This window comes from Gordonia jacobaea (assembly GCF_965344965.1).
Taxonomy (GTDB): domain Bacteria; phylum Actinomycetota; class Actinomycetes; order Mycobacteriales; family Mycobacteriaceae; genus Gordonia; species Gordonia jacobaea.
Genome location: NZ_CBDRLS010000003.1, coordinates 312,064 through 330,272, shown reverse-complemented (window position 1 = coordinate 330,272; position 18,209 = coordinate 312,064). Strand labels below are relative to the sequence as shown.

Genomic DNA, 18,209 nt, shown 5'->3' with positions numbered 1-18,209 from the left:
ACACGCATCACGCAGGCACACCAACACGTACAGGAGACGGCACACGTGGCTGATACCGACGAGATCCGCGAACGCACCGAGGCGGCCTACCCCGAGGACTGGTCCGACGTGGACACGCGTGCGGTCAATACGGCTCGCATTCTTGCCGCCGACGCCGTCCAGAAGGTCGGCAACGGCCACCCCGGCACCGCGATGAGTCTTGCTCCGCTCGCTTACACGCTGTACCAGCGCGTCATGCGTCATGACCCGGTCGACACCACCTGGGTCGGTCGTGACCGCTTCGTCCTGTCGTGTGGACACTCGAGCCTCACGCAGTACATCCAGCTCTACCTCGGCGGATTCGGCCTCGAACTCGCCGACCTCGAAGCACTCCGCACCTGGGAGTCGCTGACGCCGGGACACCCCGAGTTTCGTCACACCAAGGGCGTCGAGATCACGACGGGTCCGCTGGGTCAGGGACTCGCGTCGGCCGTGGGCATGAGCATGGCGTCGCGTTACGAACGTGGCCTCTTCGACCCCGACGCCGCGCCGGGCGCCAGCCCGTTCGACCACTTCATCTACGTCATCGCCTCCGACGGCGACATCGAAGAGGGCGTGACGTCCGAGGCGTCCTCGCTCGCGGGCACCCAGGAACTGGGCAACCTGATCGTGTTCTACGACCAGAACCAGATCTCCATCGAAGACGACACCACCATCGCGCTCGGCGAGAACACCCCGCTGCGCTACGAGGCGTACGGCTGGCACGTGCAGACGGTCGAGAGCGGCGAGGACGTCGTGGCGATCGAAGCGGCAATCGAGGCGGCCAAGAAGGTCACCGAAAAGCCGTCGCTGATCTGCTTGCGCACCATCATCGGCTACCCCGCTCCCGACAAGATGAACACGGGCGCCATCCACGGTTCGGCTCTCGGCGCCGACGAGGTCGCCAAGACCAAGGAAGCCCTCGGATTCGATCCCGACAAGAACTTCGACGTCTCCGAAGAGGTCATCAGCCACACCCGCAAGCTCGTCGAGCGCGGGATCGAGGCCAAGGAATCGTGGACGCCGGCGTTCGACGCCTGGGCGAGCGCCAATCCCGAGAACAAGAAGCTGTTCGACCGTCTGCACGCACACGAGCTACCCGAGGGATGGCGCGACGTGATCCCGACGTGGGCTCCCGGCGACAAAGATCTCGCGACCCGCGCGGCGTCGGGCAAGGTGCTCTCGGCGCTCGGTGGCATCCTGCCGGAACTGTGGGGCGGTTCGGCCGACCTCGCGGGCTCGAACAACACCACCATGGACGGGGCGGCGTCGTTCGGCCCGACCGCGATCTCCACCAAGAAGTGGTCGGCCAATCCCTACGGCCGCACGCTGCACTTCGGTATCCGCGAGCATGCGATGGGCGCGGTGCTCTCCGGAATCGTGCTGCACGGACCGACGCGCGCCTACGGCGGCACGTTCCTGCAGTTCGCCGACTACATGCGTCCATCGGTCCGACTGGCTTCTCTCATGGAGATCGATCCGATCTACGTGTGGACGCACGATTCCATCGGACTCGGCGAAGACGGCCCGACCCATCAGCCCGTCGAACATCTCGCCGCGCTGCGTGCCATCCCCCACCTCGACGTCGTACGTCCGGCTGATGCCAACGAGACCGCAGCGGCGTGGGCGCACCTGCTGACGCGTCGCAACCATCCCGTCGGCCTGGTGCTCACCCGACAGAACGTCCCGGTCCTCGAGGGAACGTCGGTCGAGGGAGTTGCCGCAGGCGCGTACGTGCTCAGCGATTCGGACGACGACGCGCAGGTCGTCATCATCGGCACCGGCTCCGAGGTGCAGTTGGCGCTCGAGGCGCAGAAGACTCTGGCCGAGAAGGGAATCGCGGCCCGTGTGGTGTCCATGCCGAGCATGGAGTGGTTCGACGAACAGCCACAGGGCTACCGCGACTCGGTGCTGCCCCCCGCAGTGCCGCGGGTTTCGGTCGAGGCCGGTATCGCGATGCCGTGGTACCGCTGGGTGGGCAATGGCGACCAGATCGTGTCGCTCGAGCACTACGGCGCGTCGGCCGACTACAAGGTGCTCTACGAGAAGTTCGGCATCACCGCCGAAGCCGTCGTCGCGGCGTCGCTACGCGCAGTCGCGGGCTGATCGCCGGACGAGATCCATAACTGAACATCGAAATCCCAACCGAGGCACACCCACTAGAGGCGCCCCCACAAGGGGCGCACTGCCGGAGGAGAGAACCGTGACACAGAACGAGAAGCTCGCAGAATTGTCCGCAGCCGGGGTTTCGGTGTGGCTGGACGACCTGTCCCGAGATCTGATCAGCTCGGGACAGCTCCAGGAATTGATCGACACCAAGTCGGTGGTCGGCGTGACGACCAACCCGTCGATCTTCCAGGCCGCATTGTCGAAGGGCACCGCGTACGACGACCAGATCAATGAGCTGGCCGCGCGCGACACCGATGTCGACAGCACGGTCCGGACGCTGACCACCGACGACGTCCGCAACGCCTGCGACGTCCTCAAGCCCGTCTTCGACAGCACCAACGGACTCGACGGTCGGGTGTCGATCGAGGTCGATCCCCGCCTTGCACACGACACCGACAACACGGCCGCGCAGGCCGTGGAGTTGTGGAAGATCGTCGACCGTCCCAACGCGCTGATCAAGATCCCGGCGACCAAGGAGGGCCTGCCCGCGATCTCCCGCACCCTTGCGGAGGGCATCAGCGTGAACGTCACCCTGATCTTCTCGGTCGAGCGCTACCAGGAGGTCATCGACGCCTACCTGAACGGGCTCGACGCCGCACTCGCTGCGGGGCATGACATCTCGAAGATCCACTCGGTTGCGTCGTTCTTCGTCTCCCGTGTCGACACCGAGGTCGACAAGCGCCTCGACGCGATCGGCACGCCACAGGCCGTGCAGCTCAAGGGCTCTGCCGCACTCGCGAACGCTCGTCTGGCCTATCACGCCTACCAGCAGGCGTTCGAGATCGACTCACGATTCGCCGCACTCCGCGAACAGGGAGCGCTGCCGCAGCGTGCGCTGTGGGCATCGACGGGAACCAAGAATCCCGACTACGCCGACACGCTCTACGTCAGCGAACTCGTCGCACCGAACACCGTCAACACCATGCCGGGCAAGACCATGGACGCGTTCGCCGATCACGGTTGGGTCGACACGTTGTCGATCGTGGGCCGCGCACAGGAATCGCGTGAGGTCTTCGACGCGATCGCCGCTGTCGGCGTCGACTTCTCGGACGTGTTCAAGGTCCTTGAGGACGAGGGCGTGTCGAAGTTCGTCGACGCATGGACCGATCTCCTCGGTGCCACCGAGGAGCAGCTCTCCGCCGCGAAGAAGAGCTGACGTAGGTGGCAGGCACCGAGGGATGGAAGAACCCGCTCCGCGACCCACGTGACAAGCGCCTCCCCCGCATCGCAGGCCCGTGCAGTCTCGTGATCTTCGGTGTCACCGGAGATCTCGCACGCAAGAAGCTGATGCCCGCGGTGTACGACCTCGCCAATCGCGGCCTCCTGCCGCCCTCGTTCGCGCTGGTCGGGTTCGCCCGACGCGACTGGGACGACGAGGATTTCGCGAAGGTCGTGCACGACGCCGTACGTGAACATGCCCGCACCGGGTTCCGGGAGGAGGTGTGGGAGCGGCTGTCGGAGGGGTTCCGCTTCGTTCAGGGCTCCTTCGACGACGACGCCGCTTTCGATCGTCTGCAGCAAACGCTGTTGCGCCTCGACAAGGAGCGCGGCACCGACGGCAATCACGCGTTCTACCTGTCGATTCCACCCAACGCCTTCCCGACGGTCTGCGAGCAACTCGAGCGCAGTGGGTTGGCCTCCGAGGAGGGCGACAACTGGCGCCGCGTGGTGATCGAGAAGCCGTTCGGCCACGATCTGCAGTCGGCGAAGGAACTCAACGCCATCGTCAATGCCGTGTTCCCGGAGTCGTCGGTGTTCCGCATCGACCACTACCTCGGCAAGGAGACGGTGCAGAACATTCTCGCGCTGCGCTTCGCGAACCAACTGTTCGATCCCCTGTGGAGTTCGCACTACGTCGACCACGTCCAGATCACCATGGCCGAAGACATCGGCCTCGGCGGACGTGCCGGCTATTACGACGGCATCGGTGCCGCGCGCGATGTGATCCAGAACCATCTGCTCCAACTCATGGCGCTGGTCGCGATGGAGGAGCCGATCTCGTTCGAGCCCAAGCAATTACAGGCCGAGAAGATCAAGGTGCTCTCGGCGACGAGCAACATCCTGCCTCTCGACGAGAACACTGCGCGCGGCCAGTACGGGCCGGGCTGGCAGGGCAGCCAGAAGGTCCCGGGACTCCTGGAGGAGGAAGGGTTCAGCGCCGACTCCATCACCGAGACCTACGCGGCGATCGCGCTCGAGGTGGATTCACGACGCTGGGCGGGCGTGCCCTTCTACCTGCGCACGGGAAAACGCTTGGGCCGCAGGGTGACCGAGATTGCACTGGTCTTCAAGCGCGCACCGCACCTTCCGTTCGACAAGACGATGACCGAGGAGCTGTCGCAGAACGCACTCGTGATCAGAGTGCAGCCGGACGAGGGCATCACACTGCGGTTCGGGTCGAAGGTTCCCGCGTCGAGCATGGAGGTCCGCGACGTCAACATGGACTTCAGTTACGGCACGGCGTTCACCGAAGCATCTCCCGAAGCCTACGAGCGGCTGATCCTCGACGTGCTGCTCGGTGAGCCGTCGCTGTTCCCGGTCAACGACGAGGTCGAATTGTCGTGGAAGATCCTCGATCCCGTCCTCGAGCACTGGGCGCAGTCCGGTCGACCCGACACCTACGAGTCGGGTACCTGGGGACCCGACTCCGCCGACGAGATGATGGAACGTACCGGCCGAACATGGCGTCGACCCTGACGCCGACTCGGCCGATCCCGACCGACCGGTTTTCGCCGCATCCCCCGCCCGCGCCGAGGAGGCACTGATGATCGTCACCCTGCCCGATACGACGACCAACGAGGTCGCCAAGAAGATCGTCATGGTCCGCGAGGCCGGAGGCGCCATCAGCCTCGGGCGCGTGCTGACCCTGGTGGTCGTCGCCGAACACGGCGAACCGACCGAGGCAGCCATCGAGGCGGCCATCGGTGCCAGTAGCGAACACCCGAGCCGGGTGATCGTGATCTCGTGCGATCCGCGCGACGAACAATCGCGGCTCGACGCGGAGATCCGTGTCGGTGGTGATGCGGGTGCGTCGGAGGTGGTGCTGCTGACGCTGCATGGTGAGCTGGCGAATCATCCGCGCAGCGTCGTGACTCCGTTCCTGCTACCCGACACCCCCATCGTGACGTGGTGGCCAGGTGCGGCCCCCGAGGATCCCGCCAAGGACACGATGGGCAAGATCGGGCGTCGGCGCATTCTCGACGCGACGAAGTCGGCGAACCCGGAGACGGTCCTCGAACGTAGGTTGGCCACGTACGCTCCCGGCGACACCGACCTCGCGTGGACGCAGATCACCGGGTGGCGAGCGCTGCTCGCGTCGGCTGTCGAGCGGCCTCCGCATACCCCGATCACTGCCGCGGAGGTGACCGGACCCGCGACCTCCCCGAGCGTCGATCTGCTTGCGGGATGGCTTCTTTCGACACTCGGCGTTCCGACACAGCGGAACATCGGCAGCTTCGAGGTACGTCTCCACCGTGACGAGGGCACCACGGTCATGTCGATCGACCAGAACGGCAACGCCGTACTGAGCGCCCCGGGCAAACCCGACGGCCGTGTGGCGATGATGCACCGCGACCTGCCGATCTGCCTGGCAGAGGAATTGCGCCGACTCGACACCGACGACATGTACGAACTCGCCCTGCGCGGCGCGGTGGAGCTACAGGCACAGGGAGCGCCGGTATGACGACGGAAACACTCGTGTTCGACGACCGCGACATGCTGACCACCACGGCGGCAGCACGATTCGTCGACATAGTGTCACGTGCGCAGAAGGAGCGTGGCGTCGCGTCGGTGGTGCTGACCGGAGGAAGCAACGGGATCGGCATTCTGCGCGCTCTGGCACCGGGAGGCGAGGTCGACACAAGCCCGCTGGACTGGTCACGGATCGACTTCTACTGGGGTGACGAACGTTTCGTTCCGAACGACGACCCCGAACGCAACGTCGGACAGGCGACCGAGGCCCTTCTCGCGCACGTGCCGGTCGACCCGGCCCGAGTGCATCCGGTGGCGGCGTCGGACGGACCGTTCGGCGACGACATCGAGGCTGCCGCACAGGATTACGCGGCCGTCCTCGCGGCCAACGCGGATAACGGCATCTCCCCCGCGTTCGATCTGCACCTGCTAGGGATGGGCGGCGAAGGTCACATCAATTCGCTCTTCCCCCACACCGATGCCACGGCGGAGAACGTGCGGACAGTCGTGTCCGTCGAGAACTCGCCGAAGCCACCGCCGCGTCGGATCACGCTGACCTTCCCCGCGCTGAACCGGTCGTCAGCGGTGTGGTTCCTGGTGTCGGGCGCCGACAAGGCCGAGGCCGTGGCCGCCGCGCATTCGGGGGCGTCGCGCGACGACTGGCCGTGTGCAGGCGCGCACGGGACGTCGGAGACCGTGTGGTTCCTCGACGACGCCGCCGCCGGGAAACTCGCGGTGTAGTTCCCCGGTCGGCGGTCTGGCTAGCCGCTGTTCCGCAGTGCCGTCGCCAACCCGTTCATCGTGAGCTGGATGCCACGCCGTACCCGCGGGCTGTCGTCGCCTGCGCGGAACCGTCGCAACAGCTCCACCTGGAGCAGGTTCAACGGCTCGAGATACGGGAATCGGTTGTACACCGAACGCTTCAGCGCCGCGTTGTCGGCCAGCAGGTCGTCGGTGCCGGTGATCTTCGCGTACATCGCGAGGGTGCGCTCATGCTCGTCGACGATCATTCCGAATACCTTGTCCCGCAACGCTTCATCCGGAACGAGCTGCGCGTACCGGTGCGCGAGACCCATGTCCGACTTGGCGAGCACCTGCGCCATGTTCGACATCACCGTGCGGAAGAACGGCCACTTCTCGTAGTACCGATGGAGGGTCTCGAGTCGCTGCGGGTCGTCGCCGACCCACTGCTCGAAGGCCGTGCCGGTGCCGTACCAGCCCGGCAGCATCACACGAGACTGCGTCCACGACAGCACCCACGGAATGGCGCGCAGGTCCGAGATCTTCTCGGTCTGCTTGCGCGACGCGGGCCTGCTGCCGATGTTGAGTGCGCCGATTTCCGACAGCGGTGTCGACGTGGTGAAGTACTCGACGAACCCGGGCGTCTCGTGCACTAGCTTCGAGTACGCGGCACGGGCAAGGGCCGCTACCTCGTCCATGTTCTGGTACGCCTGTTCCGATTCGTCACCGAGACCCTCGACGTCGAGCAACGACGACTCGATGGTTGCCGCGAGAAGCGTCTCCAGATTGCGTTCGGCGACAACGGGTTCCGCGTACTTGGCCGCGATGATCTCGCCCTGCTCGGTGATACGCAGCGAACCCTGCACCGCCCCCGGCGGCTGGGCGAGGATCGCGTCGTAGCTCGGGCCGCCACCACGACCGACCGTGCCACCGCGACCGTGGAACAGACGCAGGCGGATACCTGCCTTCTTGGCCGCCTCAACGAGGTCGAGTTCGCCGCGATATAGCGCCCAGTTGGCGGCCATGTACCCGCCGTCCTTGTTCGAATCCGAATACCCGAGCATGACCTCCTGCATCCCGGCCTGCGAATCGACGAGGTCGCGATAGAAGGGCAGATCGAGTGCGGCGAGCAGCGTTTCGGCACCCTGCTGGAGATCTTCGATCGTCTCGAACAGCGGGACGATCCGCACCGTCGAGACCAGCTTGCCGTCGTCGTCGATGTCGATCAGGCCTGCTTCTTTGAGCAGGATCATCGGCTCCAACATGTCGCTGACCGAGGTACACATCGAGATGACGTAGTTCGGTACCGACTGCGGGCCGAATGCCTCGACGGCGACAGCGGCAGCGCGCACGATGTCGAGTTCCTTGCGCGCGAGCTCCGACAGGTCCGAGTCGGGCCTGGTGAGCGGACGGCGTGCCTGGAGCTCCGCCGACAGTACCGCCACCCTGTCCTCCTCGGACAACGACAGGTAGTCGGGTGTGACTCCTGCCCATGCCAGCAGCTCGGCGACGACCTCTTCGTGCATGTCGGAGTTCTGCCGCATGTCGAGACCGGACAGATTGAATCCGAACGTCCTGACGCCCTCACGCAGGCGCAGGAGACGGTCGTCGGCGATGGCGTCGTCGTGGTTCTCGCGGAGCGCTTCGTCGACGACGTCGAGATCGGCGAGAAGTTCGGCGGAGTCGGCATAGGGCGGCTTGCCGTCGATGAGGTCGAGATCCTCCTTCTGCAACACGTCCGGGCCGAATAGCGACTCCGCCGTCGCGACGAGTCGCGCACGAATGTGCTTGAGTGCCAACCGGAATGGCTCGTCGGTTGCCGGGTCGTCCGCGTCGACACCCGCGAGTTGGACGAGCCGCCCGCTGGTCTCGATCAACCGCGCCGACATGCTCAGCTCCTGACGGAGCAGCCGGAGTTCGGACAGGTGGTGTCCGATCGCGGTGCGCGCGGCGAGGGACGTCGCCAACGTGACCACATCGCCGGTCACATACGGGTTGCCGTCACGGTCGCCGCCGATCCACGAGCCCATCCGCAGGATCGGCTCGTCGGACAGGCCGGCGTCGGGGTACGCCGCCTGCAGTGTCGACCGCACCGACGTATTGATCTTCGGTACGACGTCGAAGAACGAGGCGTTGTAGTAGCGCAGGCCGGAACGGATCTCGTCCTGGATGGTGAGACGTTCGAGACGGATGAGTGCCGTCTGCCACAGCGTCAGGATCTGGCGCTCGATAGCCTCGATGACCTCGGCGTCCTCGTCGGAGGTGAGGTTGGTGCGTCCGCGAAAGCGCATGAGCTCGGTGATGCGGTTCTGTGCGTCGAAGACGGTGCGACGTCGGGTTTCGGTCGGATGGGCGGTGATCACCGGGACAACCGTCGCGTCGGCGAGCGCCGCTCCCACCTGCGCGTCGGACAGGTCTGCTGCCGCGAGCTTCGCGTAGGTGGCCGCGAGGCTGCTCTCCTGTGGCGGATCGCCCGCACGCACGTGAATGGCACGCCGACGCTCACGGTGGATGTCCTCGGCGAGATTCGCCAGAAGCGCGAAGTTACCGAATGCACGGATGACCGGCATCGCGGTGTCGATGTCGAGATCGATGAACATGTCGGCGAGATCATCTCGGTCGATCTCGGCGCGTCGGATTTTGAAAGCCGCGACACGCGCAGCCTCGACCAGATCGAAAACCTCGGCGCCCGCGTGCTCTCTGATCGCGTCACCGAGAAGACCGCCAAGCAGCCGGATGTCTTCACGCAGCGGTTCGGTGAGGGCACGCCCCTCGTCGTCAACGGAGATCAGATCATCGATGGACGTCGATGGACGCCAGGCCGGGGCACCGTGGGACGGATCGGTTGAGGTCATGTCCTCAAGTATTCAGGTATTCAGCGAACGGGGCATCTCGACGCAACCCGAGAAGGACAGAGCGGACACAGCACAAGGGCCGCGCACTGTGCGCGGCCCTTGTGCTGAATGTGTCAGAAGTACGTGATCTGGGTCAGGAGTACTTGATGTCGAGTTCGACGCCGATGATGAGGATGAACCACACCAGGCCGACGAAGATGGTCAGCCGGTCGAGATTGCGCTCGACAACGCTCGAACCCGAAAGACTCGACTGCACGCCGCCGCCGAACAGCGAGGACAGGCCACCGCCCTTGCCGCGGTGCAGCAGCACGAGAACGACCAGCATAACGCTGGTCACGATCAGACCGATTTCGAGCGCGAGCTTCATCCGGTGAGCATTCCTGTTTCGTCGTGTACGGCAGAGGGCAGGTTGGCCTCGTTGCAGGCGCAAGCGCGCATGACGAAACCAACCTGCCATAGTCTACGCGTCGCGAGCTATGACCCCGCGAGCGACCCACGGCCGGTGGGCACCACCCGTCAGGGCAGCGGACCACCTGCCGCGATGGCCGAGAGCGTTGCGAAGTCGTCGGCCTTCAGCGATGCACCGCCGACAAGGGCGCCGTCGACGTCGGGCTGTGCCCCGAGGTCGCCGACGTTCTTGGCATTGACCGAGCCGCCGTAGAGCACGCGTACCGTCGCCGCGGTGGCCTCGTCGGCCAACTCGGCCAGCGCACCGCGAACGGCGCCACAGACCTCTTGGGCATCCTCCGCACTGGCCACACGGCCGGTGCCGATGGCCCAGACGGGTTCGTAGGCGACGACGACCTTGCCGATCTCTTCTGCCGAGAGCCCTGCCAGCGAACCCTTGAGCTGCTCGACGTTGTGTGAGACCTGGTTTCCGGCCTCACGAACGTCGAGGTGCTCGCCAATACACACGATGGGGGTCAGTCCGTGACGCAGCGCCGCCTTGGTCTTGGCCAGCACCACCTCGTCGGTCTCACCGTGCATGGTCCGACGCTCCGAGTGTCCGACGATGACGAAGGTGCAGCCGAGCTTCGCGAGGAACGCTCCGCTGATCTCGCCGGTGTAGGCGCCCGAGTCGTGCTCGGACAGATCCTGCGCCCCGTAGGTGAGCAGCAGCTTGTCGCCGTCGACGACGGTCTGCACACTGCGGATGTCGGTGAACGGCGGGATCACCGTCACGTCGACCTTCTCGAAGTACTTCGCCGGCAGTGCGAACGCGATCTTCTGCACCAGGGCGATGGCCTCGAGATGGTTGAGATTCATCTTCCAGTTGCCCGCGATGAGCGGTTTACGAGCAGCCATCAGTCCTCCAGCACCTTCAGACCCGGAAGCTCCTTGCCTTCGAGGAACTCCAACGACGCACCGCCACCGGTCGAGATGTGCGAGAAGCCCTCTTCAGGCAGCCCGAGCGTGCGCACGGCCGCAGCCGAGTCGCCACCGCCGACGACGCTGAACGCGCCGTTGTTGGTTGCGGTGATGATCGCCTCGGCCACACCCTTGGTGCCCGCGGCGAACTTCGGAAACTCGAACACGCCCATCGGACCGTTCCAGAAGATGGTCTTGGCCCCGGTCAGCACCGCGGCGAAGCGGTTGACTGACTCCGGCCCGATGTCGAGGCCCATCCACTCGTCGGGGATGTCCTCGACCGAGACGGTGTCGGACTCGGCATCGGCGGCGAACTTGTCGCCGACGACGACGTCGACCGGAAGGTGGATGACGTCGGCGAACCGGTCGAGAAGGTCCTTGCAGACGTCGATCTGATCTTCCTGCAGCAGCGACTTACCGACGGAATGTCCTTGTGCGGCAAGGAAAGTGAACGCCATACCGCCGCCGATGACCAGGGTGTCGACCTTGGGGGCCAGCGATTCGATCACGCCGAGCTTGTCCGACACCTTCGAGCCACCGAGCACGACGGCATAGGGTCGCGCCGGATCGGTCGTCAGCGTCGTCAACACATCGACCTCACGCTCGACGAGCTGACCCGCGTAGTGCGGCAGTAGCTTGGCGACGTCGTACACCGACGCCTGCTTGCGGTGCACCACACCGAAACCGTCGGAGACGAACGCGCCGTCGTCGCCCACGAGCTCGGCGAGTTGGGCAGCCATGGCCTCGCGCTCGGCATCGACCTTCGATGTCTCGCGGGCGTCGAATCGAACGTTCTCGAGCAGGAGCACGTCGCCGTCGGTCAGACCCTCGGCGCGTGCGAGCGCATCGGGACCGACGACGTCGGCGGCGAGCTGCACGTTGCGGCCGAGTTCTTCACCGAGGCGCGCGGCCACCGGCGCCAACGAGTACTTCGGGTCGGGTTCGCCCTTGGGACGACCGAGGTGGGCGGCGATGACAACCTTGGCGCCCGCGTCGATCAACGCGTTGAGCGTCGGCAGCGACGCGATGATGCGGCCCGGATCGGTGATCTTCGTTCCGTCGAGCGGAACGTTGAAATCCGACCGGACCAGCACCGCGCGCCCTGAAACGCCTTCGGCCAGAAGGTCTTTCAGAGTCTTTACACTCATTACAGCGACTTACCCACCAGATCGGAGAGGTCGACGAGGCGGTTGGAGTAACCCCACTCGTTGTCGTACCAGGAGCTGACCTTGGCGAGATTGCCCTCGATGACCTTGGTCAGGCCCGCGTCGAAGATCGACGAGTGCGGGTCGCCGACGATGTCCGAGGAGACGATCGGTGCGTCGTAGTACCGCAGGATGCCCTTGAGCGGTCCGTCGGCGGCAGCCTTCATCGCGGCGTTGATCTCGTCGACCGACGCGCCCTTCTCGAGTTCGACGGTGAGGTCGGTGATCGAGCCGGTCGGGATCGGCACACGCAGCGCGAAGCCGTCGAGCTTGCCCTTCAACTCGGGGAGCACGAGGCCGATGGCCTTGGCGGCACCGGTCGAGGTCGGGACGATGTTGATCGCCGCTGCACGTGCGCGACGGAGGTCCTTGTGCGGACCGTCCTGCAGGTTCTGGTCGGCGGTGTAGGCGTGAACCGTGGTCATCAGGCCCTTGATGATGCCGAACTCGTCGTTGATCACCTTCGCGAACGGGCCGAGGCAGTTGGTGGTGCACGACGCGTTGGAGATGATGTTCTGGCTGCCGTCGTACTTGTTGTCGTTGACGCCCATGACGATGGTGATGTCCTCACCGGTCGCGGGTGCCGAGATGACGACCTTCTTCGCGCCGGCCTCGAGGTGGCCCTTCGCCTTCTCGGCGTTGGTGAAGATGCCCGTCGATTCGACGACGACGTCGACGCCGAGGTCGCCCCAGGGAAGCGCTGCCGGACCCTCGCGGACCTCGAGCGCCTTGATCTTCTGGTTGCCGACGACGATGGTGTCCTCACCCTCGAGCGACACGTCCTCGTCGAGGATGCCGCCGACGGAGTCGAACTTCAGCAGGTGTGCGAGGGACTTGTTGTCGGCCAGGTCGTTGACCGCGACGATCTCGATGTCGGTCTGGCCCAGCTTCTTTTGTGCCTCAACGGCACGGAAGAAATTGCGGCCGATTCGGCCGAATCCGTTGACGCCTACCCGAACAGTCACTGTGTGCTCCTTAAGCGGTTTCATCGGTCTCGGGCCTCACGGCCCGGGTCATGGGCGCAGCCAAAGTGCCTCCGCGAACCCAGTCACCGTCCAGCCTAGTGGTCCCGAACTGCTCCGGCACCCATTAGGGTCGCTAGCGTCAGGCGTCGTCGAGAAGATCCGACGTGACCGCCGACTCGGTATCGGGAATCCCCTCGGTGCGCGCCTTCTTGTCGGCCATCGACAACAGGCGCCGGATCCGTCCCGCGACGGCGTCTTTGGTCATCGGTGGATCGGCGAGTTGACCGAGCTCCTCCAACGATGCCTGCCTGTGCGTGACACGCAATTGCCCCGCGGCGATGAGGTGGTCGGGGACTTCGTCGCCGAGGATCTCCAACGCCCGTTCGACCCGCGCGGCCGCGGCGACGGCGGCACGCGCCGACCGTCGTAGATTCGCGTCGTCGAAGTTCGCGAGGCGGTTCGCGGTTGCGCGCACCTCGCGTCGCATCCGTCGTTCCTCCCACACCAAGCGCGTGTCGTGTGCGCCCATGCGGGTGAGCAGGGCACCGATGGCCTCGCCGTCGCGGATCACCACGCGATCGGCACCGCGCACCTCGCGTGCCTTGGCAGACACACCGAGCCGACGAGCGGCGCCGACGAGCGCGAGCGCCGCCTCGGGCCCGGGACAACTGACTTCGAGGGCCGACGAACGACCCGGTTCAGTGAGTGATCCGTGCGCGAGAAATGCTCCGCGCCAAGCAGCTTCGGCGTCGGCGACGCTACCGCCGACAACCTGTGCAGGCAGTCCACGGACCGGTCGGCCACGCAGGTCGAGAAGGCCCGTCTGACGCGCGAGTCCCTCGCCGTCTTTGGTGACACGCACGATGTAGCGCGCGCTCTTACGGATGCCGCCGCTGCGGAGAACGTGGACATCGGAGGCATAGCCGTAGAGGTCGTGGATGTCGCGGCGTAGGCGGCGCGCAACGTTGCCCATGTCGACCTCGGCCTCGACCACCACGCGACCGGCGACGATGTGCAGGCCGCCCGCGAACCGCAACAGTGCAGACACCTCGGCTTTGCGGCAACTCACCTGTGTCACCGTGAGCCGGCTCAACTCGTCCTTCACGGCCGCGGTCATTGCCACCGGTCCCTTGCCTCCTGTCACCTGGTTCCCAAACCCCTCGATCGGGCGATTGCGCAGACACCCGAGTCACGCAACGCCCGCGCTGCAGACAATAGACCCAGCCTAGTCGGTGACTTCACCTTCGCACAGTTGCTTCACCAGCGATGCAACCTTGACGGGGTCGTGTACGTGCTGACCGGGGACGGCCAGATCACCGACACGCAGTTGTGCGCCGAAGTTTTTCGCCGCCCGCACCAGGTGATCACGCTCGGCACCCGACGGTACAGACGCCGAGTCGACGACGACGTCGTCGATCGACAGCGTGTCATCGTGCGCGTGCAGGACGTGAAGGTGCCGCTCGACCGAGAAGCCGGGCGTCTCCCCTGGTTCGGGTGCCAGGTTGACGAACAACATCTTGCGGGCTGCGCTCTGCCGCAACGCCTTTCGCTGGGCAGGCACGAGCACGTGCGGGATGACGCTCGAGAACCACGAACCCGGACCGAGCACCACGAGGTCGGCGGCGGCGATGGCGTCGAGAGCGTCGTCACAGGCGGGCGGGTCGGGAGGCATCAGACGCACGCGACGCACCTTGCCCGGCGTCGTCGCGACCGCGACCTGTCCCCGGATCACACGACTGATGCGTGGATCAGATTCGAGGCCGGAGACATCCGCCTCGATCTCCAATGGGCCGGTCGACATGGGAAGTACCCGGCCGTCGATGTCGAAAAGTCTGCCCAATTCATCGAGGGCCGCGACCGGGTCGCCGAGAACCTCGGACAGGCCCGCGAGGAGCAGATTGCCGACGGGATGCCCTGCGAGTGCGCCGTATCCACCGAAACGATGCTGCAGAGTGCGTGCCCACAGCTCGTGACGGGAGCGCTCCATCGCGCCCGGTTCGGGGTCGTCGTCTCGATCGTCGAGCGCGGCGGGCGCGCTCATCAGCGCGACCATCGCCATTCGCAGATCACCCGGAGGGATGATGTCGAGCTCGCTCCGGAGCCTGCCGGACGAGCCGCCGTCGTCGGCCACCGTCACCACCGCCGTGACGTTCTGGCTGAGATACCTCATCGCCGTCAACGTCGCGTAGAGGCCGTGGCCTCCACCGAGTGCGACGATGCGTTCCGGGCTGCTCATTCGCGCCCCAGATCGCGGTGCATCACGCGTACGTCGTACCGGGTCGAACCGGCGTCATCTCCCGCAGCTTTCAACCGCGAAGCGAGTTCTTCGGCGATCGCGACGCTGCGATGCTTGCCGCCGGTACACCCGACGCTGATCGTCATGTACCGCTTACCCTCGCGCAGGTAGCCCTTGCCGACGACACCGACGAGGTCGGTGTAGAGGTCCAGGAAATGCCCTGCCTCGTCGTGACCGAGCACGTAGTCGCGAACCGATTCGTCGCGGCCGTTCTTCTCGCGCAGCTCCGACACCCAATACGGGTTCGGCAGGAATCGGACATCGGCCACCATGTCGGAGTCGATCGGCAACCCGTACTTGAACCCGAACGACTGCACCGCGACGGACAGTCGTGGCTCGCCGTCGTGCGGATAGACCTCCTCGACGAGCTCACGCAGCTTCGAGACCGTCAACGACGACGTCTCGACGACGAGGTCGGCCGAGTTCTTGATCGGGGCGAGGATGACACGTTCGCGAGCGATACCTTCGACGAGAGTTTCGCTGCCCTGCAACGGATGTCGACGACGAACCTGCTCGAATCTACGGACGAGGACCGGATCGGTCGCATCGAGGAACAGGACCTTCGTAGCGATCCCCGCGAGTTCGAGTTGGGTGCGCAGAGACTCCAGCTGGGCGCCGATCGTCGGATCGGATGCCCGCAGCACCACCGCCAGTCGGGTGACCGGCGGGTCGGACTCGCGCACGGTCTCGACGAGCGTCGAGAGCAGCGGAGCGGGGACGTTGTCGGCCACATACCAGCCGTCGTCCTCCAAGATGTTGGCGACAGTCGATCGGCCTGCACCCGACATACCTGCCACAAAAAGGACGACGAGTTGATCGTCGTCGGCGATCTCAGCCACTCTCTGCTCCCGTCTGGGTTGGAACACTTGGGACACCGTTCTGATCTGAAACACCACTCTGGGCCGGAGCGCCCGCGTTGACGGGCTCCAGCGCGTCGTGGACCGCGCGCGCCGTCGCCTCACCGATGCCGGGGACCTGTGCGATCTCGTCGATCGACGCCTCGCGCAGTCGGGCAACCGAACCGAAGTGGGTGACCAGTGCGGTGCGGCGTGCACGCCCGAGGCCGGCGACGCCGTCGAGCACCGATTCGGTCATCCGTTTGCTGCGCTTGCTGCGATGGAAGGTGATCGCGAACCGGTGGGCTTCGTCGCGCACGCGTTGCAGGAGGAACAACGCCTCGCTGTTGCGTGGCAGGATCACCGGATCGTCGTCGCCGGGTACCCACACCTCTTCGAGACGCTTGGCGAGGCCGATGACGGAGACGTCGTTGACGCCGAGTTCGTCGAGAACGGCTGCCGCAGCGTGGACCTGGGGCGCGCCACCGTCGACGACGTACAGGTTGGGCGGATACGCGAACTTCTTCGGCGGAGGCGGCGCGGAATCGACCGCACGCGCGGAGATCTCGCCCGATGTCACCTGCACCGCGGCCGACGCGGCGGCCTCCTGGTCGGCGCGATGACGCAGAAATCGCCTGCGGGTCACCTCCGCGATGGATGCCACGTCGTCGGAGTGCCCGTCACCGGCAGCCTGCCGAATCGAGTAGTGACGGTAGTCGGACTTGCGTGGCAGCCCGTCCTCGAACACGACGAGGGATGCGACGACGTCGGTTCCCTGGACGTGCGAGATGTCGACGCATTCGATACGCAGGGGTGCCTGGTCGAGTCCGAGCGCTTCCTGCAATTCGGTCAGGGCGGCCGACCGCGTGGTGAGATCGCCTGCGCGCCTGAGCTTGTGCTGGGCGAGAGCCTCACCCGCATTGCGCTCGACGGTCTCGAAGAGTGCGCGCTTGTCGCCGCGCTGCGGTACGCGCAGCCGGACCTTCGACCCGCGCAGGCCCGAGAGCCACTCGGCGAGTTGCTCCTCGTCCGGTGGCAGCTCCGGGACCAGTACTTCTCGTGGGATCGCCTCGCTGCCGTCGAGGTCGTCCTGCCGACCGTAGAACTGGGTGAGGAACTGCGAGACCTGCTCGGCGGGCGACTCGTCGTCCGGTTTCTCGACGACCCACCCTCGCTGCCCGCGTACGCGCCCGTCGCGGACGTGGAAGATCTGCACCGAGACCTCGAGGTCGTCGCCGACCATCGCGACGACGTCGGCGTCGGTTCCGTCGCCGAGCACAACGGCCTGCTTCTCCATCGCGCGTCGCATCGCGCCGACGTCGTCGCGCAGCCGTGCCGCACGCTCGAAGTCGAGTTGCTCTGCCGCCGTGTTCATCTCGCGTTCGAGGCGTCGAATCATCTGATCGGTGCGTCCGGCGAGGAAGTCGCAGAAGTCGTTGACTATTGCACGGTGCTCATCGGCACTCACGCGTCCGATGCACGGCGCAGCGCACTTGTCGATGTAGCCGAGCAGGCACGGACGATCGATCTGGCGATGCCGTTTGAACACACCTGCGGAGCAGGTCCTGGCCGGAAAGACGCGAGTGAGGAGGTCGACCGTCTCGCGGATCGCCCACGCATGCGAGTAGGGACCGAAATACCGGACGCCCTTCTTGCGCGGACCGCGGTAGACGAACAACCGCGGGTACTCCTCGTTCATGGTGACCGCGAGCATCGGGTAGGTCTTGTCGTCGCGATAGCGGACGTTGAACCGCGGATCGAATTCCTTGATCCAGTTGTACTCGAGCTGAAGCGCCTCGACCTCGGTGCCGACGACCGTCCACTCGACCGACGCCGCGGTCGTGACCATCCGACGCGTGCGTGGATGCAGCGACGCCACGTCGGCGAAGTACGACGTGAGACGCGAGCGGAGGTTCTTGGCCTTGCCCACGTAGATGACGCGGCCGTGTGCATCGCGGAAACGGTAGACCCCGGGGTCGGTCGGAATCGTCCCCGGCGCGGGACGGTAGGTAGTCGGGTCTGCCACGGATTCCAGGCTAGTACGCGGTACCGACCACAGCGGCGCA

Annotated in this window: 14 protein-coding genes; 5 read left to right on the top strand and 9 right to left on the bottom strand. The window is 65.7% G+C overall.

Annotation, left to right across the window (positions count from 1 at the left end):
- Positions 1–45 precede the first annotated feature (45 nt).
- The 5 genes from tkt (at position 46) to pgl (ending at position 6,618) form a co-directional block, all read left to right on the top strand.
- On the top strand, positions 46–2,124 hold the full coding sequence (tkt, locus tag ACRVY7_RS12335) for a transketolase (protein WP_431817250.1): 2,079 nt from the start codon (positions 46–48) through the stop codon (positions 2,122–2,124).
- Between the two features lie 97 nt (positions 2,125–2,221).
- Positions 2,222–3,343 (top strand): transaldolase, encoded by a 1,122-nt coding sequence (gene tal, locus ACRVY7_RS12330; protein ID WP_049697301.1) that lies wholly within the window; start codon positions 2,222–2,224, stop codon positions 3,341–3,343.
- A 5-nt stretch (positions 3,344–3,348) separates the two neighbouring features.
- A complete protein-coding gene (gene zwf, locus ACRVY7_RS12325; protein ID WP_049697300.1) occupies positions 3,349–4,884 on the top strand; it encodes a glucose-6-phosphate dehydrogenase in 1,536 nt (511 codons plus the stop codon).
- 67 nt (positions 4,885–4,951) lie between these two features.
- Entirely contained in the window at positions 4,952–5,869 is a 918-nt protein-coding gene (locus ACRVY7_RS12320) for a glucose-6-phosphate dehydrogenase assembly protein OpcA (protein WP_431817249.1), read from the top strand.
- A complete protein-coding gene (pgl, locus tag ACRVY7_RS12315) occupies positions 5,866–6,618 on the top strand; it encodes a 6-phosphogluconolactonase (RefSeq protein WP_431817248.1) in 753 nt (250 codons plus the stop codon). Before ACRVY7_RS12320 ends, pgl begins: the two co-directional genes overlap by 4 nt.
- Before the next feature lie 20 nt (positions 6,619–6,638).
- On the opposite strand, the gene ppc is transcribed toward pgl, so the two are convergent.
- The 9 genes from ppc to uvrC form a co-directional block, all read right to left on the bottom strand.
- Positions 6,639–9,473, bottom strand: a complete 2,835-nt coding sequence (gene ppc, locus ACRVY7_RS12310; protein ID WP_431817247.1) for a phosphoenolpyruvate carboxylase — start codon at positions 9,471–9,473, stop codon at positions 6,639–6,641.
- 133 nt (positions 9,474–9,606) lie between these two features.
- The gene (gene secG, locus ACRVY7_RS12305; RefSeq protein WP_049697296.1) at positions 9,607–9,840 is read right to left on the bottom strand and encodes a preprotein translocase subunit SecG; all 234 of its coding nucleotides are present in this window, start codon (positions 9,838–9,840) and stop codon (positions 9,607–9,609) included.
- A 149-nt stretch (positions 9,841–9,989) separates the two neighbouring features.
- The gene (tpiA, locus tag ACRVY7_RS12300) at positions 9,990–10,778 is read right to left on the bottom strand and encodes a triose-phosphate isomerase (RefSeq protein WP_049697295.1); all 789 of its coding nucleotides are present in this window, start codon (positions 10,776–10,778) and stop codon (positions 9,990–9,992) included.
- Entirely contained in the window at positions 10,778–11,989 is a 1,212-nt protein-coding gene (locus ACRVY7_RS12295) for a phosphoglycerate kinase (RefSeq protein ID WP_431817246.1), read from the bottom strand. Before ACRVY7_RS12295 ends, tpiA begins: the two co-directional genes overlap by 1 nt.
- The gene (gene gap, locus ACRVY7_RS12290; protein ID WP_431817245.1) at positions 11,989–13,011 is read right to left on the bottom strand and encodes a type I glyceraldehyde-3-phosphate dehydrogenase; all 1,023 of its coding nucleotides are present in this window, start codon (positions 13,009–13,011) and stop codon (positions 11,989–11,991) included. The genes ACRVY7_RS12295 and gap overlap by 1 nt, the downstream gene beginning before the upstream one ends.
- A gap of 139 nt (positions 13,012–13,150) precedes the next feature.
- A complete protein-coding gene (gene whiA / locus ACRVY7_RS12285) occupies positions 13,151–14,128 on the bottom strand; it encodes a DNA-binding protein WhiA (protein ID WP_200903193.1) in 978 nt (325 codons plus the stop codon).
- Between the two features lie 108 nt (positions 14,129–14,236).
- Positions 14,237–15,247 carry a gluconeogenesis factor YvcK family protein gene (locus ACRVY7_RS12280; protein ID WP_431817244.1) on the bottom strand — a complete coding sequence of 337 codons (1,011 nt, stop codon included), beginning with the start codon at positions 15,245–15,247 and terminating at the stop codon, positions 14,237–14,239.
- Positions 15,244–16,146, bottom strand: coding sequence for an RNase adapter RapZ (gene rapZ, locus ACRVY7_RS12275; RefSeq protein ID WP_049697291.1), 903 nt, complete (start codon positions 16,144–16,146; stop codon positions 15,244–15,246). The genes ACRVY7_RS12280 and rapZ overlap by 4 nt, the downstream gene beginning before the upstream one ends.
- Positions 16,139–18,169, bottom strand: a complete 2,031-nt coding sequence (uvrC, locus tag ACRVY7_RS12270; RefSeq protein ID WP_431817243.1) for an excinuclease ABC subunit UvrC — start codon at positions 18,167–18,169, stop codon at positions 16,139–16,141. Before uvrC ends, rapZ begins: the two co-directional genes overlap by 8 nt.
- Positions 18,170–18,209: the final 40 nt, after the last annotated feature.